Source organism: Sphingobacterium sp. lm-10 (assembly GCF_023554555.1).
Taxonomy (GTDB): domain Bacteria; phylum Bacteroidota; class Bacteroidia; order Sphingobacteriales; family Sphingobacteriaceae; genus Sphingobacterium.
This window is the reverse complement of the sequence record NZ_JAMJWC010000001.1, coordinates 2,132,601-2,153,867: the sequence shown is the minus strand read 5'-3', so window position 1 is coordinate 2,153,867 and position 21,267 is coordinate 2,132,601. Positions and strand designations below refer to the sequence as shown.

Here is a 21,267-nt window from a genome sequence, read left to right as displayed (position 1 = left end):
AAAAGGTTTTTTGTTTCTACGAACTTTTCGTAACATTGTCTAATCGATTGATACAGATATGGAAAAACTGACAATACAAGAGGAAGAAGCGATGCGCGCAATATGGGATTCAGAAGGCGGATTTATCCGAGACATCCTGGCTAATTTGCAGTCTATAGAAGAAATGCCTTACACTACGTTAGCATCAACCGTTCGCAACCTGGAAAAAAAAGGCTATGTAAAAGCGGTGAAATCGGGTAATGCAAAACGCTACGAACCGCTTATTTCAGCGCAGGAATATAAAGGGAAGTTTATGAATAGTTTTGTGGGAGACTACTTTCATAATTCCTATAAGGATATGGTTTCTTTTTTCATCAAAGAGGAACGCTTGTCTTCTGCGGAGTTAGAAGAGATTTTGGATATGATCAAAAACAATAAAAGCTCGTAGCATGGAAAATCTATTAATCTATATTCTTCAGGTAAACGTATTGTTGAGTATCGTCTACCTTGGTTATTTGGTATTACTGAAAGGGCTTACGTTTTACAATCTGAATCGCAGTTACTTCATTATCGGTATGCTCTTTAGTTTTATATATCCTTTTCTGGATATTAAAAGTTGGTTTGTGCGAAATATAGAGCCGATTGGCGAATTAATGGACTATTTGCCTTTTTATGAACCAGCTCCGGTTCAAGACGATTTGTATAGCGTCAATAATTTGTTTCTTGCCTTTATGGCGGCGGGTGCTACTTTCTTCTTTTTGCGTTTGCTGATGCAATCCGCCAGTGTATTACGTATTCATTGGAATTCTTCTTCCGCATTATGGCATACCTTTTCGTACCGTAATGTTCGCTTTCCAGTCGCGCCATTCTCTTTTCTGCGCCAGATCTATCTGTATCGCAAACAGCATGATGAGCAAGAGCTTACTCATATTTTTAAGCACGAGTTGGTACATACCAATGGTTTGCATTCGCTGGATGTGTTATTGACAGAGTTAGTGCATATCATCTGTTGGTACAATCCCCTCGTGCATCTTATGCGTAAGGCTATTCACCAAAACCTGGAATTTTTGACCGATCAGCAGGTGCTTGATTTAGGAATTGATCGGCAATCTTACCAATACAATCTATTGCATGTTAACAGAACGGGATTAGCTACCCCGATCACTAATAAGTTTAATTTTAAAATGTTAAAACAAAGAATTATGATGATGAACAAAAAGCGCTCCTCCAAAATAGAGTTGAGCAAATATGCCATGCTTATACCCGTTCTGGTGCTGGCATCCGCTGCCTTTACTATAAATCAGGTAGAAGCCAATATTCAAGATGTGGTAGAAAAAGGGAAAATGTCTCTCTCTATCAGCGAAGTTTCTATGGAGAGAAATGCTATTGAATCGGATACCATTAAACCGGATACCACTGAAGTGGTTCTAGAAGCTTTAAAAGCAGATACCACTAATCCAGTATTTGTATCCGACGGTGAAAATCCAAAAGAGATAAGACTTGTTAAATCACAGTCCCGAGACACCACGAAAAATGATTTAAAAGGCGAAGTCAAAGGCGTAGTAGTTAGGGGTGTGAAAGGAGATAGTTCGACAGTCTATTACAAGTTCGATAAGAATGCGATAGAAAGACAAAGAAGTGGCCCACAGCCTTTAATGATTGTGGATGGAGTACCGCAGGACGAAGACTCAATGGCGAAAATAAACCCGAATCAAATAGAGTCGGTATCAGTGCTTAAAGATAAGAGCGCGGAAGCGTTGTATGGCGAAAAAGGAAAAAATGGCGTGGTTTTAATTACCACGAAGAAGTTTGCCGATCATTTGGATCATCCGGTGGAAAAATTAGATAATCGCCCGTCTGAAATCATCATTAGGGGGGTCGCGAATACAACAAAGTCAGGCAAACATCCGTTAGTTATAGTTGACGGAGTGGTTAAAAAAGAGGGGTTTGATGTAAAGACACTTGATCCGAATACAATAGAGTCTATGAATGTATGGAAAGCCGAGACTGCTACAGATAAATATGGAGAAAAAGGAGCAAACGGTGTTGTTGAAATAACGACCAATGCTAAAGTTGCGGCAGAAAAAAGCGACAACAAAAAATAACCCTAGAACATCACCACATCTACTACCAACGGATCAACGCCGATCCCCACGTAAAGCCAGCACCAAAGGCTGCAAAGCATACGAGATCGCCCTCTTTGATTAACCCTTCCTGCCACGCTTCTGAAAGCGCAATCGGGATGGAGGCGGCCGTGGTATTGCCATAACGTTGGATATTGCTGTAGATTTTTTCATCAGGCAAGCCGAGTGTCTTCTGCACAAATTGCGAGATACGAAGGTTTGCCTGATGTGGTATTAGCAGGTCGATGTCCGAAGTTTTCAGGTTGTTTTTTGCCAGAGCCTCGTGAATTACTTCTGGAAACTTTACTACCGCCTTTTTGAAGACTGCTTGACCATCCATGTTTGGGTATGCCGTGCCATCTTCCAGCATTTTTGAGGTCATCAACATGCCACCTAATTCCTGATCCGGCCATTCGGGTGGGTTTTCCAAACCAAAGCCTGCCGAAGCTCCCGGGTAATACATGGCTAACTTCTCTGCTTCCGCTCCATCGGAATGCAGGTGTGTGCTCAACACTCCTTTTCCAATTTCTGTAGTTGGCTGCATCACCACGGCACCAGCGCCATCTCCGAATATCACGGATACGTGGCGGCTTCGCGTCGAAAAATCCATCGCGAACGATTGCTTCTCCGACCCTACAACCAAAATGTTTTTATACATCCCAGTTTTGATAAATTGATCTGCTACTGAAAGTGCATAGACAAAACCCGAACATTGATTGCGGATGTCCAACGCGCCAATCTCAGCCATACCCATTTCTCGTTGCAATAACACACCACATCCGGGGAAGTAATAATCTGGCGACAACGTCGCAAAGATGATGAAGTCTACATCGGCGGCTGTGATACCTGCTCGCTCTAAAGCAATTTTGCTGGCCTCAACCCCCATAGAGGTAGTTGTCTCGCCGATGCGATCGGCATAGCGACGCTCCTGAATGCCGGTGCGCTCCTGAATCCAGGCATCACTGGTGTCCATGAACCGAAGCAAATCTTCGTTTTTATAAATATTCTTTGGAACGTAATGCCCTATGCCTGCAATCTTTGACTGATACATACTTGTGTTTTTCTTGCAAATGAAATCCCGACAAAAGTAGCCAATTTTCTAAAATTTACCTTATTTTTGCTGCTATGGGCACGGAGACGGCAACAGAAACATTTACACTCGAAGAGATTTTAGCAGCGGCTAAAGACGGGCATAGGCTAATCTTATGGAACGACGATACCAATACCTTCGATCATGTTATCCATTGCATGATGCATCATTTGCAATACTCCGAGGGAGAGGCCTCCAGGATTGCATTTAAAGTTCACACAGAAGGGAAGTGTGCCGTTCTAGAAGGTTCCTACACCGAAATGGAAATCTATCGGAAAATTCTCAAGTCTGAAGGTCTTTCGGTTAGCGTAGAATAGCAGAATCCGGCAAGGTAATAATACGGTTACGTGTACCTAGTTTCGATAGCAAATCCTCACATTTGCTTTACGAAACTTTATCCGCATGCTTTTGAAAAAAATTCTTGGCGCTAGCTTATTACTTCTACCGATCTTATTACAAGCGCAACAAAAGGCGCAAATACAAGGCATTGTTGTCGATGCAGCAACAAAACAACCTGTGTCTGGCGCAAGCATCAATATACTCACCCAAACAACTAAAGCGTATTTACGTGGACAACAAAGTCAGGAGGATGGAAAATTTCGGGTGGAGAACCTGGATGCTTCAACCTATGCGTTGCGTGTTACTAACGTAGGGTATGACGAATACCTGCAAGAAAATATCACCCTAGCGCAAGGTCGACAACTCACTGTAGATACGATCTTCCTTCAAACGGAAAATCGAGTAATCGAAGACGTAGTAGTTAACGCCAGAACACCCGACATGCAAATTGGTATTGACCGGAAAATTTTTGATGTATCTCAATCCTTAGTTAGTGCGGGCGGTACAGCAAGTGAATTGCTAGCCAACGTGCCCACACTTCAGGTAGATCAGGAAGGTACCGTTAGCCTACGTGGATCATCCAATGTACGCATATTGATCGATGGCAAAGAGTCTGCGATGGCCGGTTCGGATATTGGGGCGCTCCTGCAAACGCTACCTGCGGAAGTCATCGATAAGGTGGAAATTATGACTAATCCTTCTTCAAAATATGATGCGGAAGGTCAGTCTGGTATTATAAACATCGTGCTGAAAAAGAATGCACGGATTGGTTTTAATGGCTCTGTGAATGCATCTGGCGGCTCTTTTGGCAACGCGATGGCAGGCGCAACATTAAACTACCGTAATGATAAATTCAATCATTTTGGAAACTATAACTTCAACCGCCGCGTAAATCGTGGCGATGGGTTCAACGAAAACATTATCTATCGCGACACCTCAGGTATACTAGATCCATCGCGTCGGATATTTTCTACTAACGACACTCGTCGGGCGGGTAATAATCATACACTTCGCTTAGGAACAGACTACTTTCTATCTGAAAAGACGACCCTAAGTCTAGCAGGTAATCTAAGTCTGCGGGAAAATGATCGTCGCCAAACATTGATGTACGAGTACCGAAATGTACCGGGCAATGGCCCTACCGGTGATCGCATTTCCCAGCAATTTGAGGATGATCTGGGCTTAGATCTGCAATTCGACTTTCGGCAAAGACTACGCAAGGAAGGGGAGGAGCTAACTGCTAATGTGTCCTTTGGTTACGATACAGAAGAGGGAACGAACGACTTTAACGAAACATTTGCTGGATCGCGCGCCGATATCTTGCGAAACAACCAGACTAGCGAGATGGGTAGAAACTGGAATATGCAATTGGATTATGTATTGCCGTTAGGAGAGAATCATAAATTTGAAACCGGATATCGGTCTATCATACGTACATCAGAAGATGCGCAGTACTCTTTTGTAAGTCGAGATGGTTCGGGAAATCTGTTGCCTGATTACTTTTTGAGTAACGAGTTTGATTTGAAAAATGAAGTACACGCTTTGTATGTAAACTACCAACGTATGTTGACTTCCAGATTGGGAGCACAGTTTGGTTTACGCGGGGAGCAAATGAACCTAACCTCCACTTACTATAACCTAGATCCTGCTGCGCCAGTCGATCAGCGCGCAACAGATGGTGGCTACGATTTTCTGCGACTCTTCCCGAGTGCTTACTTAACCTACGAAATCGGAAATCAGGGCGATAAAATTCAACTGAGTTACTCTCGCCGTGTTCAGCGCCCAAGAGGCTGGCAGGTAAATCCATTTATCAGTGCCGCCGATGAATCGAACTTACGTCAGGGTAACCCCAACCTCCGGCCAGAGGATATTCATGCTGCTGAGATGGCCTACTCCAAATCGTATAATCGTTGGAACTTTGTGAGTACTTTATTCTACCGTCGTACCAACGACATGATTAATCCTTTGCAGGTTGATCCGTCCACGGCAGATTTACCCATTGAGTTTCAAAATGCGTCTTACTTCCTTTGGGAAAATGTAGGTACCTCCAATGATCTCGGTCTGGAGTTGATCTCAAAAGTAGACCTGGCGAGTTGGTGGGATATCACGGCCAACGTAAATATCTTTAATAATCGCATATCGCCTACAATAGAAGGAGTTGGGTTAAATCGTGTAAACACGGTAAACTGGGATGGAAATTTGATGACCAATGTCAAGTTTATGCCAACCTTATCATTACAGGCGCGGGGTGATTACCGTAGTGGTCGTGAGCGTCCGCAGGGGAATATGAAGGCTATGTACGGGATGGATCTTGCGTTAAAGAAAGACATACTACGTAATCGCGCGAGTATCTTATTTAATGTGCGAGACGTGTTTAATTCCCGTCGATTTGAAATGGAAAGCTTTTTGCCAGATCGTTACATTGGTATGGCCAACCGTTGGAACCGTCGTATGTTGACATTAACCTTTACTTATCGTTTTGGTATTCAGGATCTTTTTAAACGAGATGAAAAAAGAAGTGATGCGCCTACTGGTGATATGGGTGGTGGAGAGTTTTAAGTTTAATTTCCTTTTTCGGATCGCTTTCCTTACTTTAAATAAAATTTTAAGAATCTATGAATAAGACCAAGATTTTCGGTGTATTGGGAGCCGTAGTTATGATGATGTCGCATTCGGCATGTTCATCTAAGAAAAGTATGACAGGCAATGAAAATGTGCCGGAGTATGAGGTACTCGATTTGCCGATGGTAAATATTAAGTCGTTCAAGAAAAATTCTGATGGCGCACATGTTATCTTTGATGGCGCCTCATTGGAAGGATGGCGTGGGTATGCAAAAGATCATGTGCCAAGCAAATGGACTATTGACAATGGTACTTTACATTTTAATCCAAAGCCTGATGGCGTACAAAATCCTGAAGGTGGCGATATCATTTTCGCATCTGACTTAAAGAACTTCGAGTTCGAATTTGAGTGGAAAGTGGCAAAATCAGGTAACTCTGGTGCATTCTTCCTGGCGAAAGAAGTAAAGGGACAACCCATTTACATCTCTTCTCCAGAATATCAATTGTTGGATAATGAAAACCATCCAGATGCAAAAATGGGCGTAGACGGCAATAGAAAGTCTGGTTCGTTGTATGATATGATCCCTGCAAAACCGCAAAATGGTTTTCCGTTCGAACAGTGGAACAGAGCTAAAATTGTGGTAAACAAAGGTAAGGTAACGCATTACCAGAACGATGAAAAAGTCGTAGAATATTCATTATGGACTCCAGAGTGGACACAAATGCTGCAAGCGAGCAAATTTAGTCAAGAGAAATGGCCTTTGGCATTTCATCTGTTGAATAATGTTGGCGGTAAAACTAAGTCTGGTGTTGTTGGTTTCCAAGACCATGGCGATAAAGTATGGATGAGAAACATTACCGTAAAAGTATTGTAATCCTCCGATAAAAATCATAAAAGAGGCCTCTTCATCCTAGAATGAAGAGGCCTCTTTTATGATATAAGTTAGCTCTTCGCTTTACTAAAGAAGTGCTTGTAGGTCTTTCAAATCAGAGATACTATGCACAATATCATTAGGCACAACTGCTGCAAGTGGATTGAAAAATACAGCATCCATACCGAAGTTTTGCGCACCGCGCACATCGGCGTCTAAATTGTCGCCGATCATCATGGAAGTGCTTTTGCTCGCATTTCCTTCTCGCAGAGCATGTTCGAAAATTCGTGAATCCGGTTTATTAATCCCTACTATTTCAGATATGGTGATGGTGTCGAAATATCGCGATAGCTGACTTCCAGCTAATTTACGCTCGCAGGCTTCCTGAAAACCGTTAGAAATAAGGTGCAGGGTATAACGCTCTTTTAAATAAGCTAGTGTTTCATGGGCGTGCGGGAACAAGTGTGTTTTATTTGGGCAAGATGCGAGGTATTCTTCCTCAAAATCCCATGGAAACAAATTTGGATCTATACCCAACTGCGTAAATGTATCTTCAAATCGTAATCGTCGTAGCGTAGGTTTATCAATTTTATGATGATGATACAAACCCCAAAGTCGATGATTATTGCTGGTGTAAGCGCTGATAAAGGCATCGGGAGTAGCCTGTCCACACAGTTCTTCGAATTTATATTTTAGATACAGCTCTTCTAGAGTCTCGGTCGCGTTGCGGTCGAAATCCCAGATGGTATGATCCAGATCAAAGAAGATGTCTTTTTTATTCATAAACATAGTGCAAAGATACATCAGTCGTGCAAAATGCACGATGTTGCTATCTGTTCTTTCTGTCATAAAGCGTGGCTGATTTTCTTATGATCGCATATTTAAGTATTTTTGTAACTGTTCAATTATTTAGATGAAGAGAGCTCTTTTTTGGTTGTATGTATTAGCCTTTTATGCCTTGTGCCAGCTCATTAGCTGGGGCTATATTTTTACTAAATATGTACCCGAGCGTATGGGGATGATTATTGGAGAAGGCATGATCTTTCTGGCCATCTTTATTATGGCGGTTATTCGTCTCAAAAATCATCTGGAACGTGAGCGTAATTATCAGCAGCAACAGCAAAATTTTTTACTATCCGTCACGCATGAACTGAAGTCGCCTTTAGCTTCTGTCAAGCTTTATTTGCAGACTATCCTTAAAAGAGATCTGGACAGGGAGCAACAACAAGTTTTTCTGGGTAATTCTTTAAAAGATATTGAACGACTCGATTATTTGGTAGAAAATGTATTGTTGGCCACGAAGTTGGAAAGCAGGACATTCAGTTTTCCAAAAGAGAATTTTGAGCTTACCGAGATTGTAAATAATGTGGTAGATCGTTTGCAAAAGAATGCCTGTAAGTCGCAGCAAGCAATCGTAGCGACAGTAGAGCCTAATCTGATGATCTATGCGGATAAATTTGCTATCACGAATGTGGTGAGCAATCTGGTGGAAAATGCCATCAAGTATTCTCCACCATGTGCGCATATCAATGTGATATTAGAGAAAAGGGAGGAAGGTATTGTATTTGAGGTGGCTGATTTTGGAGAAGGTATCTCCGACACTGAAAAGAAGTTGATATTCAATAAGTTCTATCGGGTGGGTAATGAGGCGACTCGTAAAACCAAAGGAACCGGATTGGGTTTATATATAGTGAAATCGGTATTGCAGAAGCATGAAGCTAGCATCCGTGTGAAAGACAATATACCGAATGGAAGTGTTTTTGAAGTAAATTTTGGGAATTATGCAAGTTAAGCAACGTATATTATTGGTCGAAGACGAAGAGCATTTGTTGGAAGCTATCAAACTAAACCTGGAATTGGAAGGGTACCGGGTTACTACCGCTACAGATGGAAAAAAAGCGTTGAAGATCTTCAAAGAAGAACGATTCAATCTTATTATTTTAGACGTCATGATTCCGGAAATCGATGGTTTTCAGGTAGCGGAGACTATTCGCCTGCAAAACACCGTGGTGCCAATTATGTTTCTTACCGCAAAAAATAGCAGTGAAGACCGCGTAACAGGATTAAAAAAAGGTGCCGATGATTATTTGGTAAAACCGTTTAATTTGGAGGAGCTTATTCTTCGTGTTGGCAATTTGATCCGTCGGGTGATGAAAGGAGACGATCTGAAAGAACTAAATTCTTATGTGATCGGCGACAAGACTATCTATTTCAATTCGTACGAATTGCACCATGCGGATGGTAGCATTACCTCGTTGACCAAGAAAGAAACGATGTTGCTTAAGTTATTGATCGAGCGTCGTAATGAAGCGGTATCTAGGGAGCAGATCTTGGAGACGGTATGGAATTACGACGTGTATCCATCTACGCGTACGATTGATAATTTTATCCTGACTTTCCGTAAATATTTTGAGCCAGATCAGAAACGTCCAACATACTTTCACTCTATCCGTGGGGTAGGGTACAAGTTTATGGATCAATAAGCTACAAAGGTTATTTATGAATACCAGAGGGAGGCTAATCGCTGCGGGAATCGTATTCACATTTATCGTGTATGCGATCGCGGTGCAGCAATACAACATTATTGTATACTTGGCAGGGGCATTGGCTTATCTGCTATGGAGTCATTTGCGTGAGGGAACAGTATATCTGGCTACGCAGGCTTTTCACCGCCAAGATTACGAAACAACAAAAGCATTACTCGCCGAGATTGATAACCCAGATCGGCTACGCAAAGGCCGTCGCAATTTCTACGAATTTATGATGGGTAATATCGCACTGAAGGAAGAGCGCTATGAAGAGGCAGAATATCACTTTCAACTGGCCTCTCGCTTGCCTTGGAGAAAGGATTACGAGAAAGGCATGGTGTTGGTAAATCTGGCCAACATCAACTTGCGAAAAAAAGAATATGAACGCGTTGTTACCTACTTGGATATAGCGGAAGAATTGAAACTGACCGCACGCCAAAAAAGTATTGTAGAAAAAATAAGAATCGAAGTTAATAAACATATATAAGTGAAAGACACCTTACAAAACGATTTGCTAATCCGTGCTGCATGGTCGCAGCAAACTGAACGTCCACCCGTGTGGATGATGCGCCAAGCTGGGCGATTTATGAAAGAATACTGGGCGATTAAGAACAAGTATTCATTTCTGGAAATGTGCAAGACACCGGAAATCGCTGCCGATGTGACGATGTTGCCGGTAGATTTATTAGGTATAGACGGCGCTATTCTATTTTCCGACATCTTAGTTACAGCAGAAGCGATGGGTGGAGATTTATCATTTGAACAAGGTGTAGGTCCACGATTTGCGAATCCTGTACGCTCTGTAGCAGATATGGAACGCTTATCGGTAGATTGTCTGGATCGTTTACAATATGTAGCAGATGCCATCAAGGTGATTCAACAGCGCTTAGATAAACGTATTCCATTGATTGGTTTTGCAGGGGCTCCGTTCACTATTTTGAGCTACTTGGTGGAGGGTGCTTCCTCCAAAGATTTTAAAAGAACCAAGTTAATGCTTAATAACGAGCCGGAATTGGCGCATGCTATTTTGCAAAAGGTGGCCGATGTAACGGTAGAATACCTGAATATGCAGATCGCAGCTGGGGTAAATGCCATCCAACTTTTTGATAGCTGGGCACAGGCACTGTCGTGGAATGATTATCATGAATTCTCTCACCATTACAACAAATACATTATCTCTAGACTGAACAGACAGGATATACCCGTTATTTCTTTCTGTAAGGGCAGTTCGGTGTTTGCGCCAGTGATGGCAGAAGCACAGCCGGATGTAATCTCTGTAGATTGGAATGCTGACTTGTTAAATATTAAGCAAGCCCTACCTGCTAATATTGCGGTGCAAGGTAACTTAGATCCATTCGTATTGTATGCGGACAAGAAAGTGATTCGCGAGAAAATCTTGCAACTTTTCGAACGCATGCGTGGAGTGGATGGCTTTATCTTCAATCTAGGACATGGCATTATGCCTGATATTCCATTTGATAATGTGAAATACGCTATCGAAGTCGTTAAAGAATTTAGATATTAGGCGTTTCGTACAAACGACTTTTTAAAATTATTGTTATACCAACGTGGGGTGCTTGTGTGATTGGCCGGCCGATTAGTGTACATAAGCACCCCACGTTGCACTTTGAAACAGGGTCATGATATACCTTTACGCTAAGTCGATACACATTATCTTCGTGGTTTGCTGGATGGCGGGCTTGTTTTACATGCCACGTCTATTTATCTATCATACGGAAGCGAAGGCGCAACCGACTGATGCCTATGGCGTTTTGCACCAGCAATTTCAAATCATGGAGCGAAGGCTATGGTGGGTGATTACCACGCCGGCGATGTATATCGTACTTGCCTCTGCTTTAGTAATGCTTTGGGCAAATCCAGGGCTGCTTTCCATGGGCTGGATGCAGATAAAGCTTGCTTTTGTCGGTGGCTTGGCTGTGTATCATTTTACTTGCCAGCGTATGATGTATGCTTTGGCGAGTGAAAAGCTGACTTGGACGTCGGCACAGTTGCGTTTGTGGAATGAGGTATCTACGGTATTTCTGTTTGCAATCGTATTTTTGGTTGTGCTTAAATCTGCATTTCAGTGGCTGTATGGTGTAGTAGGCTTGGTGGGACTGGCCATTTTACTCATGATCGGCATAAAAACTTATAAAAGATATCTGGCGCGGAAAGCACAAGATAAAAACTAAATAACATGAAAAAAATAATACTACTATTGGTCGCTATTGCGGCATTTTCGACGGTGCAAGCACAGGAGCACGATTGGGCTTTTGGCTTTTACGGAGATATGAATCTACAAGCACCAGAATTTGGCGAGCGGGGTAGAGGTAGCTTTGGTATTCAGGGTAAATACGATTTTGCACTTCATCATGGCGTGCAAGCTTTGGTACACGGGCAAAAAGATTTCGTAGCTTTTGGAGCGGATTATATTTATACCTTTTTAGATCGTACGGCAAACAACTGGAATGTGTTTGCTGGAGGCGGTGCATCTAGTGAATATGATCGTATCCTTAGCTTTGATGAAAATAATATTCGTAACGAAGATTTTAACCAACGTACGACGCTCAATGCACAGGCTGGCGTGAGTTATTACGTTCCTGATGTTGCTCTATCGCTGTACGCAGGTTATAAAATAAAATCAGAAGTGCGATTTAAAGATGATCGGCCGCATTTCGTGATGGTTGGCTTAAGATACCATATTTGGTAAAAAAGAAAAACACCTTTTTGGTGTTTTTCTTTTTTATTTCCCATAGCTAATGTATTTTACTTCAAGGTACTCATCCAAACCGTGGTGAGAACCTTCTCTTCCAACGCCGGACTGTTTCACGCCACCAAATGGCGCGGATGCATCAGAAATTACTCCGGTATTTATTCCCACCATTCCTGATTCTAATTGCTCGCTTACACGATGGCACCGCCTTACATTTTCACTATAGAAATAGGCCGCTAGTCCGAATGGTGTATCATTGGCTGCATCTATTGCTTCCGCTTCAGTGGCAAAACGGAATAGGGCACATACGGGGCCAAATGTTTCCTCAGTTGCGATTAGACTATCTGGATGCACATCTATCAGCACGGTAGGGGAAAAGAAGTTGCCTTCCAGATGAGATCCTCCGGTTTGTATTTTTGCACCGCGACCTACCGCATCTTCCACATGTTTTTTTACTTTCTCTACCGCTTTCTCATTGATTAAGGGGCCTACTTTCACACCGTCGTCCATGCCATTTCCGACTTTCAACTGGCTTACCTCTTTCGTAAGTGCCTCGGCAAACTGTTCATATACATCGTCATGCACATAGAAACGATTGACTGAAACACAGGTTTGTCCGGCATTTCTGAATTTTGCGGCAACGGCACCTGATACCGCCGCTGAAATATCGGCGTCATCAAATACGATGAAGGGAGCGTTTCCACCTAACTCCATCGAGGTACGTTTGATCGTGCTTGCGGCCTGTTCCATCAGCGTTCTGCCGACAGCGGTAGAGCCAGTAAAGGAAATTTTGCGGATAAGCTCACTGGTGGCCAATAATTTGCCGACACCTTGGCTGTTGGTAGAGGTGATTACCTGAAATACACCTCCTGGAATGCCGGCATGCTGTGCTAATTTGGCGAATGCCAAGGCCGTGAATGGTGTTTGGGAAGCTGGCTTAAGTATAACTGAACAGCCCGCGGCTAATGCAGGGGCTACTTTTCGCGTCAGCATCGCGAGTGGGAAATTCCATGGGGTGATGGCGGCTACCACACCCACGCTTTGTTTGATCGTGAATAGCTTATTTTCACTGCTCACAGCGGGAATGGTATCCCCATATGCACGTTTCCCTTCTTCTGCAAACCATAGGATAAAAGAAGCGGCGTAATCTACTTCGACTAACGATTCCTGCAAAGGCTTGCCACTCTCTAACGTCATCACGTGTGCAAGCTGCTCACGATGCTCTAGCGTGAGCTGATACAATTTCTGCAATAGCTTGCTACGTTCGCCAATTGGTGTGGTTTTCCATGAATTCCATGTTTTATCCGCATAAACGATTGCTTGTTCCACCTGTGCCAACGGTATATCTGGCACCTTGCCGATAGAATCGTTCGTAGCGGGATTGAGCACATCAAACTTTTTTTCGGCATCTATAAATTCACCACGTAAGTAGGCTTTTTCAATTAACCATGTGTTATCCATCTTCATTTTTCTATTATTTTATGGTTCCAATAAGCCGCAGGTTCTATAGCATCGGTATGCATCGGCTATAAATTAAAAAAGGACGCTAGCGTCCTTTTTGTTTTGATTATATATTTTTTAGGCTGTGCCCCATACGGTCTCGCTTTGTTTTGAGATAGAATTCATTATGCGAATTAGGTTCTATTTCGATGGCTACATTTTCTACTACCTCTAGACCATATCCAATCAGACCAGCACGTTTGGTGGGGTTGTTAGACAACAACCGCATTTTTGTTACCCCCAAAGAGCGTAGAATCTGCGCACCAATTCCGTAATCTCGAAGATCAGGCTTAAAGCCGAGTTGCAGATTAGCATCTACGGTGTCAATACCTTGTTCCTGCAATTTGTAGGCATGAAGCTTATTGATGAGGCCAATGCCACGCCCTTCCTGGTTCATATATACGATGACGCCTTTCCCTTCTTGTTCGATGAGTTCCATCGATTTATGTAATTGCGGGCCACAATCACAGCGGCAGGATCCGAAGATGTCTCCCGTAATGCAGGAGCTATGTACTCGTACCAGAATTGATTCATCCGATTCCCACGTACCTTTGATTAATGCAAGATGTTCTTCGCCTGTGTTTTTTTGACGATATGCCTGTAGCTGAAAATCTCCCCAAGCAGTCGGCATCTGTACTTCCACAACTTCTTCGATGAGGGAATCATGTTTCAAACGGTACTCTATAAGGTCTTCAATGCTGATGATTTTCAGATCGAAGCGTTTAGCCACTTCAATAAGATCTGGCAGGCGAGCCATCTCACCGTCGTCTTTCAGTACTTCTACTAAGACACCTGCTGGTTCGAAGCCTGCTAGACGCGCTAAATCTACCGCGGCTTCTGTATGACCGGTACGGCGAAGTACACCACCATCTTTGGCGATCAATGGAAAAATATGACCCGGACGGCCCAATTCTTCATTTTTAATATCGGGGTTGATGAGAGCAAGTATTGTTTTGGAACGATCTGAAGAAGAAATACCGGTGGTACATCCGTAGCCTTGTAAATCTACAGACACGGTGAAATTCGTCTCATACACTGCGGTATTGTTATTTACCATTAAATGTAGGTCGAGCTCCTTGCAACGTTCTTCCGTAAGTGGTGCACATATTAGTCCGCGACCATGTGTAGCCATGAAATTAATTATCTCTGGAGTAGCATTACGCGCTGCTGTCACGAAATCACCTTCATTTTCACGGTCTTCATCATCCACAACGATAATGACTTTGCCAGCTTGGATATCCGCAATGGCCTCCTCTATGGTATTTAATTGTACTTTCATGTTGTCGATTAAAAAAAAGGCAGTTAGGGCGGAATCGCACCTCTTTAGCCTATACACACAAAGTTAGTAGTAATTCGAAGATATTCTATAAGGATGCTGTCATAATCTTTAATGCGATGTTTTCGCACCAGAGGTTGGCTTATTTCTATCCTGAAATTTCTCCACCTTTTCTTTCAGTCGGTTGAAGATTTTCTGTGCTTTAATTTTGTACTGATCAACATCGAATAGCGCGGAGTCACTAGTAGATTTATAGGTGAGGAATATTGCCAACGGTGTTAGAACGATGATCGCCATCCACATGCCTATCAGTGGCTCGAGACTGCCATCTTTTGCTGCTTTCTCCGAAATAGTGAAAATTACATGATAGATCAGGAAAAATACAATGGCCATGACGACTGGAAGTCCTAATCCGCCTTTACGGATAATAGCACCTAGCGGTGCACCAATTCCGAAGAGTAGTAAACAGGATGCTGCCAACGTAAATTTGCGGTGCCATTCTATATCATATCGGATATCTTTCTCTATATACAGCTTGTATTCCTGTCCTCTGTTTTGTGCAATATCTTTCACATAGTTTACTTGGCTACTGGCATTGCTAATGATGTTACGTTTATTGCTATTCATGGTCTGCAAATCAAGATCAGGATAGCTGTAATCGCCGGTAGCGACCAATGTTGTCTTCAAAGAATCTCGCTTCTGATTATAATAGTTGGTGAAGTAGTTGATGTTCCGTTTGGCATCTGCAGCGATTGTACGACCAATACTATCCAACTGCATATGGTTAGAATCTGAGTAGTGTTTCAATTGCTTCAAATTAAGCATCTGATGATGGGATTTGAATAGGCTGGCATCCGTTTTTTGCGCTCCGAAAGACTCCATGCTAAATTTTTTTGTGGATTCTTTAAAGCGGAAACGGGTAAACTGCTGCCGTTCATCGTAGCGCTTGGCATTCTTCGCTCTGGCATCTTCATATTGGACACCATCTTTGAGCTGCAGTACCATGTATTTATTGTCTACTGAGTTGTGCATATATCCTTCCTTGGCAATAAGGATGTTAGTAGCTTTGCTACTGGTGGTATGATTGTAGATCAGTAGGTCGTGCAAGACCGTGCCATCGGCGCTCTTGCTTCTTGCTCGGATTGAATAACCGGGAATGCTGTTATTGAATACCCCAGGTTTGATCAGGAAATCGGCTTTTTGGTTTCTAATGTCCAATAGCATAGTTCCCATTTTTAGATTTACGACAGGAAGGGTATAGTCTGAAAATATAAAAGAAGCACCCGCAAAGATACCTACGAGAACAAATAATGGTGCCATGGCATTTCTCAGCGATACACCGGCAGCCTTGATGGCCACGAGTTCGTAGCTTTCCCCCAGATTTCCAAAAGTCATGATAGAAGACAATAACATGGAAAGTGGCAAAGCCATGGTCAGTTGGACAATACATTGATAACCTAGTAATTCTAGAATCGTATACCATTCTAGCCCTTTACCGATAAGATCATCGATGTACTTAAACAAAAAAAGCATCAATAAGACAAACATCACAATCGTAAATGTGACGAGAAATGGTCTTATAAATGCATGTAATATGAGTAAGTGTATCTTCTTCATTCTCTACCAACCGCCTAACATTCTTAATAGACTATGCGAATAGCTAAAAGTAAAGACAAAGGTACAGAAATTTAGGCGCCAATCACACTTTGCAGATAGCTGATCGAATTATTCCAAATCATCTTACGCTCCTCCAGATTGTCCTCCTTTACGTAGTCTGTAATACTAAGCGCAACGTCATTGGTCAGTTCATCTAAAACAATTTCAATCTCGAAATAATAAGGTTCGTCTTCCAACCATTTGTATTTTACACACTTGTTTTCTTTGGAATAAATGAGTTTTGCTTTGAAGGCTTCATCGTCCCAAACAAATTCGTAAATCCCTTCAGAATAGTTTACATCGTCGGCAAACCATTGCGCCAACTCATTCGGTTCAGAAAGGTATGGGAATAATATTCTAGGGGATGAATTAACTACATATTCTAAGGTTAACTTTGATTTTTCTGCCATATACTCGGATAAATTATTTAATACACTTTAGCGAACGGTTATCAATCAGATTTTTCGATCGAAGGCATGGTCGTGTCCGCCCGTAATAATACACAAATAATCTGTTAAACAAAATATATTGTATGCGATATTATTGCTATTAGAGCTTTAATATCGGAAATTATTACATGAGCCCAATTTGTGCTAAGAAGTATTGAAATTTGCGAATTTTGCTTTGATAATAATTCCTAATTACTATATTTGCATCACGAAAACGGCGGGGTAGCTCAGATGGTTAGAGCGCAGGATTCATAACCCTGAGGTCGGCAGTTCGATCCTGCTCCCCGCTACCAAAAAAGCTTCAAGGAAACTTGAAGCTTTTTGCTTTTAGAGCCATTCCAGCTACTTTTTTTAGTTATTGTACCTCTTCTGTCGGTAACAAGGCAGCCGCTACACCGATCGCGCCCAATACTAAAACAGTGCCAACAACAGCTCCTGTATTACTTGTCTCACTAAATCCACTCATATCCGAGCGTGTGTCCAGCATTCTTCTAAAACTCTTTGATCCAACATCTCGGATTCGAGTAATATTGGAGGTGTAGAAATTTTGGACATTAATTGCATGATGCAATGGTTTATTTTCACGATCCAGCATCGCGTAGCTTATATGGCTACGTAACTTCAATGGTGAATTTACGGCATTGTATTCCATGAATTTTGCTGGGAAATAAGCGGTTTCTATAAATATTTGACTCTTTTTGCCCTCAAAATTCTCCTTAAATAGGTGTCTTACGTCAGTATGCATCCCCAAATAAGAGCCTTCAGCAAAAGATTTTGCAGGAATAAAGATGGCATCTTCATCTTTATAAATTGTACCACTGTAACCGCCACGAATAGTGCTCTCCTGAAAACTGCCATTATTGGAGAGATCGATTGTAGTTGCTTGGGCTCCCAATCGTCCTTGAACGAATGATTTTCCGTCGATGAATCCATAGGATCGTCCATTTACAATTAACGCTGATTTTGATAAATCTACCATCATGGGTTGTTCGGTGTAATTTTCGAAACGTATTCGTACGGAGCCATCCTGATTGTTGAATGCATAGGACATACCAAGCGTGTCAGTTCCGCTATAAAACGTGCTATCTGTCTCATTTTTTTCCATATCGAGACTTTGCATTGTGGCTAGATAGTGTGTAGAACAGCTAAAGAACAAAGGAAGAATGAGCATGGCAATCCAGCGTTGTCTGATCAGAATAGTCATATTTCGAAAGTTTTTGGAGTTATTGGCGTAATTGTTAATAGGTACTGATTTGATCGATTGGAAGATGGCTATAGCGCAGCTTAGGACTAGCCTTTGATTCGAATAACTTGCGACTAATAGGGTAATTGATGAATATCCTCGACATAGTATTTGTACTTGATTCTTTTCCTAAGATAGCGAATAAATTAGATTTATACTGAAGGGTTCGCATACTTAGTTTTATTTTTTTTGCGCCGATAATATGTGCTAAATGATGCTCATAATGCCAAGCGTAAATTCCTATGTTGGTTTTTAAGGACACTTTCTGCTGATTTTCCGCGTGTAGGAATTCTTTTTCAAATTCTTTGTCGGCTAGGTTTTTCATCAAATCAACCCATCGCTGGTGCAAACCTTCAATAATTTTTAGAGAACTTTCAATTGGGGTAGCTTTGGGAATCATATAATTCTGCCCACAGATTTTCCAATCGCGTATTGTAGTTTTTTGATGTTTGTGGGCATTTGTTGATTATTTGAAGTATATTCTTCAGGACAAATTCTGGTCTTGTGGTAATATCCCTCCAAATCTAAAGTATGGATACAGATCTAGCCATAATCAAGTTGTGTTTTCTGCGAGATGTAACTTTAGAATGAATATCTACCACGTGTTGTGTACGTCATCAATTGGGTTACTAAAAATTAGTGTAGTAAAGAAGACGTCTCATTCCTCAAATACATGGCGTGCAGTCCCATTTCTTGATTCGTGGATACAGCCACGGAAAAGGATTGATCAGCTGCTTCAAAAATGTACATATCGCCAATCTTTCCGGACAGCCGGTATCGTTCGGCATAAAACCGAGCAACGTCCGATGCGATGTCCAGCTCCTGCATATTAAACATGAGGATGCATGATTTCAATTCTCCATCCTGAAACGCGTAAAGTAATTCTTTCTCTTTCACACTTTGGCCAGCATACAAAATACCACCTGCATTCTCGCGCAAAAGGCCTCTGGTCTCAAAAGATTTGATGTGACACTTTCCATGGCCGAAGTCTACGAAAGGTTCCATAATATCATAGACTTTTTGCTGAACCGCTATTTTTGCCATAATCTTATTTTTATGCTATTTATTTAATTGCTTTGGCAGGGCGCAGCCCCATTGTGTTTGTTTTTATGAACTAATCAGCTCTTTTTGTTCCTATTTCTAGTAATCGCCGGATATTATAGAGATGAGCCGGCGTTTGATATTATTCATGCAATTTATTCAGAAGGAATGTGAGCTATGCCTTTTGCCAGAATGGAATCGGGTAAACTTAAAAACGAAGTTTGAGCTTATTACGCGTCTTACTTAATCGCGTATCACTTTTACCTGTTCGTAAGAATTTATTTTTTCAAAAAGGTTTAATTAAATGTTTAAACTTTTTTTGATAATCAAGATAATCCGTGTAAAAATACGCTACAGCGGCTTTGAGTCAACAATTCTTATTTGTAACAATTAAGTCAACTCGTACCTATCTATACTACGTTTCGGTGTTCAAAATTATCGTTTGAGCTATCTTATGAAGTATAATTATATCCCCTATGTTGATCTTTGTAGTAGTATAAAAAATATTTTTAGATATGAATTGGTTAGCTTTGGTCTTTGCAGGACTTTTCGAAATAGGGTGGCCCATTGGCCTCAAGATGGCACAAAACCCTGGTGCCAACAAACTTCCCTGGATATTCTTGGCGGTGTTTTCTATGGCGGTGAGTGGCACACTACTGTTTATGGCACAGAAGACGATCCCAATCGGCACGGCATACGCCGTATGGACCGGCATTGGTGCAGTAGGTACACTTATCGTAGGCGTACTGTTCTTTGGTGATTCGGCCAGTATACCTCGCATGTTGTCGGCGATATTTATTGTGGCCGGTATTATAGGTTTAAAGTTGTTTTAGCACAGCATATAGCCAAAAATAAAAGCGGCTTATCGTTGTAACGATAAGCCGCTTTTAAGCGTAAGACAGCAGTAGGTATTATGCACCCAACTGTACGCGTTTGAAAGCAGTAACTGTCAAACCTTTGTTTACGCTATCTAAGAATTGCGCGATTGATTTCGAAGAATCTTTCACAAACTCTTGATTCAACAAGGTGTTGTCTTTGTAGAATTTATTCAATTTTCCAGCAGCGATTTTTTCAATCATTTCCTCTGGTTTACCTTCTGCGCGGATTTGCTCTTTTGCAATTTCCAATTCGCGCTCAATTGTTTTAGAATCTACACCATCTTTATCGATCGCTACCGGATTCATTGCTGCGATTTGCATGGCTACATCTCTACCAGCTTCGTCAACACCAGCAGCATCAGCAGAAAGTCCTACCAATACGCCCAAACGATAGTTTCCGTGGATGTAAGCAACTACTTTATCAGCAGACACTAACTCATATTTAGAAACGTCGATTTTTTCGCCAATTACACCAGTTTGTTCGATCAAGTATTCGGCTACTGTACGTCCTTCCAATTCAAGACCTTTCAACTCTTCTGTAGAAGCAGGTTGACTAGTCAATGCCAAGTCAGCAATTTTTTCAGCAAAGGCTACGAAGTCTGCATTCTTAGCTACGAAGTCAGTCTCACAGTTTACTTCTACGACGATACCTGATTTACCATCAGCGGTAGATTTAGCAATGATGACACCTTCGTTAGAATCACGATCCTGACGGCTTGCAGCTACTTTAGCACCTTTTTTACGAAGGTAATCTACTGCAGCTTCGAAGTCACCGTTAGCCTCTACTAAAGCTTTTTTACAATCCATCATACCTGCGCCGGTTTGTTGACGCAATTTGTTTACATCTGATGCAGAAATTTGTACTGACATGATATGTTTATTTTTAAGTTATAGACATTTTTCGAAGCTAACAAAATAGTCTATTGGTATAAACTGATTGTTAGCCTAACAATAAATAAGTAAAAACCGGAGAGGCAAGCTAGTTTAAAGAAGCAGAAGCTTCCAGAAACGAGCACTT

The 21,267-nt window shown here is 41.8% G+C and carries 22 protein-coding genes and 1 tRNA gene; 13 read left to right on the top strand and 10 right to left on the bottom strand.

The genetic code is table 11. From position 1 onward, the window contains the following. Nucleotides 1-58 precede the first annotated feature (58 nt). Both M8998_RS08755 and M8998_RS08750 read left to right on the top strand, forming a co-directional pair. Nucleotides 59-427 (top strand): BlaI/MecI/CopY family transcriptional regulator, encoded by a 369-nt coding sequence (locus tag M8998_RS08755; protein WP_249992190.1) that lies wholly within the window; start codon nucleotides 59-61, stop codon nucleotides 425-427. A 1-nt stretch (nucleotide 428) separates the two neighbouring features. Continuing rightward, entirely contained in the window at nucleotides 429-2,084 is a 1,656-nt protein-coding gene (locus M8998_RS08750; protein ID WP_249992189.1) for a M56 family metallopeptidase, read from the top strand. 22 nt (nucleotides 2,085-2,106) lie between these two features. On the opposite strand, the gene M8998_RS08745 is transcribed toward M8998_RS08750, so the two are convergent. After that, nucleotides 2,107-3,153 carry a 3-oxoacyl-ACP synthase III family protein gene (locus tag M8998_RS08745; RefSeq protein ID WP_249992188.1) on the bottom strand — a complete coding sequence of 349 codons (1,047 nt, stop codon included), beginning with the start codon at nucleotides 3,151-3,153 and terminating at the stop codon, nucleotides 2,107-2,109. A 74-nt stretch (nucleotides 3,154-3,227) separates the two neighbouring features. Between M8998_RS08745 and M8998_RS08740 the strand changes: the two genes are divergently transcribed. The 3 genes from M8998_RS08740 to M8998_RS08730 all read left to right on the top strand — a co-directional run bounded on the left by M8998_RS08740 (nucleotide 3,228) and on the right by M8998_RS08730 (nucleotide 6,968). Then, complete coding sequence (locus M8998_RS08740) at nucleotides 3,228-3,509, top strand: ATP-dependent Clp protease adaptor ClpS (protein ID WP_249992187.1); 282 nt, start codon at nucleotides 3,228-3,230, stop codon at nucleotides 3,507-3,509. Between the two features lie 85 nt (nucleotides 3,510-3,594). After that, nucleotides 3,595-6,090, top strand: coding sequence for a TonB-dependent receptor (locus tag M8998_RS08735; RefSeq protein ID WP_249992186.1), 2,496 nt, complete (start codon nucleotides 3,595-3,597; stop codon nucleotides 6,088-6,090). A gap of 56 nt (nucleotides 6,091-6,146) precedes the next feature. Next, the gene (locus tag M8998_RS08730) at nucleotides 6,147-6,968 is read left to right on the top strand and encodes a 3-keto-disaccharide hydrolase (protein WP_249992185.1); all 822 of its coding nucleotides are present in this window, start codon (nucleotides 6,147-6,149) and stop codon (nucleotides 6,966-6,968) included. Nucleotides 6,969-7,052: 84 nt separating this feature from the next. On the opposite strand, the gene M8998_RS08725 is transcribed toward M8998_RS08730, so the two are convergent. Next, a complete protein-coding gene (locus M8998_RS08725) occupies nucleotides 7,053-7,754 on the bottom strand; it encodes a YjjG family noncanonical pyrimidine nucleotidase (protein ID WP_249992436.1) in 702 nt (233 codons plus the stop codon). A 124-nt stretch (nucleotides 7,755-7,878) separates the two neighbouring features. On the opposite strand from M8998_RS08725, the gene M8998_RS08720 reads away from it, so the two are divergent. From M8998_RS08720 to M8998_RS08695, 6 genes are all read left to right on the top strand, one after another. Continuing rightward, nucleotides 7,879-8,757: a sensor histidine kinase gene (locus tag M8998_RS08720; protein ID WP_249992184.1), complete on the top strand. Its 879-nt coding sequence runs from the start codon at nucleotides 7,879-7,881 to the stop codon at nucleotides 8,755-8,757. Beyond that, nucleotides 8,747-9,448 carry a response regulator transcription factor gene (locus M8998_RS08715; RefSeq protein WP_249992183.1) on the top strand — a complete coding sequence of 234 codons (702 nt, stop codon included), beginning with the start codon at nucleotides 8,747-8,749 and terminating at the stop codon, nucleotides 9,446-9,448. Before M8998_RS08720 ends, M8998_RS08715 begins: the two co-directional genes overlap by 11 nt. Nucleotides 9,449-9,464: 16 nt before the next feature. After that, complete coding sequence (locus tag M8998_RS08710) at nucleotides 9,465-9,980, top strand: hypothetical protein (RefSeq protein WP_249992182.1); 516 nt, start codon at nucleotides 9,465-9,467, stop codon at nucleotides 9,978-9,980. Then, on the top strand, nucleotides 9,981-11,018 hold the full coding sequence (gene hemE / locus M8998_RS08705; RefSeq protein WP_249992181.1) for a uroporphyrinogen decarboxylase: 1,038 nt from the start codon (nucleotides 9,981-9,983) through the stop codon (nucleotides 11,016-11,018). Nucleotides 11,019-11,133: 115 nt separating this feature from the next. Next, nucleotides 11,134-11,685 carry a CopD family protein gene (locus tag M8998_RS08700; protein WP_249992180.1) on the top strand — a complete coding sequence of 184 codons (552 nt, stop codon included), beginning with the start codon at nucleotides 11,134-11,136 and terminating at the stop codon, nucleotides 11,683-11,685. A gap of 5 nt (nucleotides 11,686-11,690) precedes the next feature. Next, nucleotides 11,691-12,203, top strand: a complete 513-nt coding sequence (locus M8998_RS08695) for a putative outer membrane beta-barrel protein (RefSeq protein ID WP_249992179.1) — start codon at nucleotides 11,691-11,693, stop codon at nucleotides 12,201-12,203. 33 nt (nucleotides 12,204-12,236) lie between these two features. Here the strand turns inward: M8998_RS08695 and M8998_RS08690 are convergent, their stop codons facing one another. The 4 genes from M8998_RS08690 to M8998_RS08675 form a co-directional block, all read right to left on the bottom strand. Next, nucleotides 12,237-13,673, bottom strand: a complete 1,437-nt coding sequence (locus M8998_RS08690; RefSeq protein WP_249992178.1) for an NAD-dependent succinate-semialdehyde dehydrogenase — start codon at nucleotides 13,671-13,673, stop codon at nucleotides 12,237-12,239. 100 nt (nucleotides 13,674-13,773) lie between these two features. Continuing rightward, a complete protein-coding gene (locus M8998_RS08685) occupies nucleotides 13,774-14,985 on the bottom strand; it encodes a bifunctional 3,4-dihydroxy-2-butanone-4-phosphate synthase/GTP cyclohydrolase II (RefSeq protein ID WP_249992177.1) in 1,212 nt (403 codons plus the stop codon). Between the two features lie 108 nt (nucleotides 14,986-15,093). Next, complete coding sequence (locus tag M8998_RS08680) at nucleotides 15,094-16,599, bottom strand: LptF/LptG family permease (protein WP_249992176.1); 1,506 nt, start codon at nucleotides 16,597-16,599, stop codon at nucleotides 15,094-15,096. 71 nt (nucleotides 16,600-16,670) lie between these two features. Further along, nucleotides 16,671-17,048, bottom strand: a complete 378-nt coding sequence (locus M8998_RS08675; protein ID WP_249992175.1) for an START-like domain-containing protein — start codon at nucleotides 17,046-17,048, stop codon at nucleotides 16,671-16,673. 255 nt (nucleotides 17,049-17,303) lie between these two features. Between M8998_RS08675 and M8998_RS08670 the strand changes: the two genes are divergently transcribed. Beyond that, a tRNA-Met gene (locus M8998_RS08670) sits at nucleotides 17,304-17,380 on the top strand. Nucleotides 17,381-17,442: 62 nt separating this feature from the next. Here M8998_RS08670 and M8998_RS08665 read toward each other — a convergent pair. From M8998_RS08665 to M8998_RS08655, 3 genes are all read right to left on the bottom strand, one after another. After that, on the bottom strand, nucleotides 17,443-18,291 hold the full coding sequence (locus M8998_RS08665; RefSeq protein WP_249992174.1) for a hypothetical protein: 849 nt from the start codon (nucleotides 18,289-18,291) through the stop codon (nucleotides 17,443-17,445). A gap of 34 nt (nucleotides 18,292-18,325) precedes the next feature. Continuing rightward, nucleotides 18,326-18,730 carry a DinB family protein gene (locus M8998_RS08660; protein ID WP_249992173.1) on the bottom strand — a complete coding sequence of 135 codons (405 nt, stop codon included), beginning with the start codon at nucleotides 18,728-18,730 and terminating at the stop codon, nucleotides 18,326-18,328. 236 nt (nucleotides 18,731-18,966) lie between these two features. Beyond that, on the bottom strand, nucleotides 18,967-19,374 hold the full coding sequence (locus tag M8998_RS08655; protein WP_249992172.1) for a hypothetical protein: 408 nt from the start codon (nucleotides 19,372-19,374) through the stop codon (nucleotides 18,967-18,969). 512 nt (nucleotides 19,375-19,886) lie between these two features. Here M8998_RS08655 and M8998_RS08650 point away from each other — a divergent pair. Beyond that, a complete protein-coding gene (locus tag M8998_RS08650) occupies nucleotides 19,887-20,204 on the top strand; it encodes a DMT family transporter (RefSeq protein WP_249992171.1) in 318 nt (105 codons plus the stop codon). Between the two features lie 78 nt (nucleotides 20,205-20,282). Here the strand turns inward: M8998_RS08650 and tsf are convergent, their stop codons facing one another. Further along, nucleotides 20,283-21,119, bottom strand: coding sequence for a translation elongation factor Ts (gene tsf / locus M8998_RS08645; RefSeq protein ID WP_249992170.1), 837 nt, complete (start codon nucleotides 21,117-21,119; stop codon nucleotides 20,283-20,285). Between the last annotated feature and the right edge of the window lie 148 nt (nucleotides 21,120-21,267).

Coding starts and splice junctions, on each gene's coding strand:
- M8998_RS08725 (WP_249992436.1), bottom strand. CDS start 7,754: ATGTTTATGAATAAAAAAGACATCTTCTTTGATCTGGATCATACCATC.
- M8998_RS08710 (WP_249992182.1), top strand. CDS start 9,465: ATGAATACCAGAGGGAGGCTAATCGCTGCGGGAATCGTATTCACATTT.
- M8998_RS08695 (WP_249992179.1), top strand. CDS start 11,691: ATGAAAAAAATAATACTACTATTGGTCGCTATTGCGGCATTTTCGACG.
- M8998_RS08660 (WP_249992173.1), bottom strand. CDS start 18,730: ATGATTCCCAAAGCTACCCCAATTGAAAGTTCTCTAAAAATTATTGAA.
- M8998_RS08720 (WP_249992184.1), top strand. CDS start 7,879: ATGAAGAGAGCTCTTTTTTGGTTGTATGTATTAGCCTTTTATGCCTTG.
- M8998_RS08715 (WP_249992183.1), top strand. CDS start 8,747: ATGCAAGTTAAGCAACGTATATTATTGGTCGAAGACGAAGAGCATTTG.
- M8998_RS08755 (WP_249992190.1), top strand. CDS start 59: ATGGAAAAACTGACAATACAAGAGGAAGAAGCGATGCGCGCAATATGG.
- M8998_RS08750 (WP_249992189.1), top strand. CDS start 429: ATGGAAAATCTATTAATCTATATTCTTCAGGTAAACGTATTGTTGAGT.
- M8998_RS08655 (WP_249992172.1), bottom strand. CDS start 19,374: ATGGCAAAAATAGCGGTTCAGCAAAAAGTCTATGATATTATGGAACCT.
- M8998_RS08745 (WP_249992188.1), bottom strand. CDS start 3,153: ATGTATCAGTCAAAGATTGCAGGCATAGGGCATTACGTTCCAAAGAAT.
- M8998_RS08685 (WP_249992177.1), bottom strand. CDS start 14,985: ATGAAAGTACAATTAAATACCATAGAGGAGGCCATTGCGGATATCCAA.
- M8998_RS08675 (WP_249992175.1), bottom strand. CDS start 17,048: ATGGCAGAAAAATCAAAGTTAACCTTAGAATATGTAGTTAATTCATCC.
- tsf (WP_249992170.1), bottom strand. CDS start 21,119: ATGTCAGTACAAATTTCTGCATCAGATGTAAACAAATTGCGTCAACAA.
- M8998_RS08730 (WP_249992185.1), top strand. CDS start 6,147: ATGAATAAGACCAAGATTTTCGGTGTATTGGGAGCCGTAGTTATGATG.
- M8998_RS08700 (WP_249992180.1), top strand. CDS start 11,134: ATGATATACCTTTACGCTAAGTCGATACACATTATCTTCGTGGTTTGC.
- M8998_RS08650 (WP_249992171.1), top strand. CDS start 19,887: ATGAATTGGTTAGCTTTGGTCTTTGCAGGACTTTTCGAAATAGGGTGG.
- M8998_RS08690 (WP_249992178.1), bottom strand. CDS start 13,673: ATGAAGATGGATAACACATGGTTAATTGAAAAAGCCTACTTACGTGGT.
- M8998_RS08740 (WP_249992187.1), top strand. CDS start 3,228: ATGGGCACGGAGACGGCAACAGAAACATTTACACTCGAAGAGATTTTA.
- M8998_RS08665 (WP_249992174.1), bottom strand. CDS start 18,291: ATGACTATTCTGATCAGACAACGCTGGATTGCCATGCTCATTCTTCCT.
- M8998_RS08735 (WP_249992186.1), top strand. CDS start 3,595: ATGCTTTTGAAAAAAATTCTTGGCGCTAGCTTATTACTTCTACCGATC.
- M8998_RS08680 (WP_249992176.1), bottom strand. CDS start 16,599: ATGAAGAAGATACACTTACTCATATTACATGCATTTATAAGACCATTT.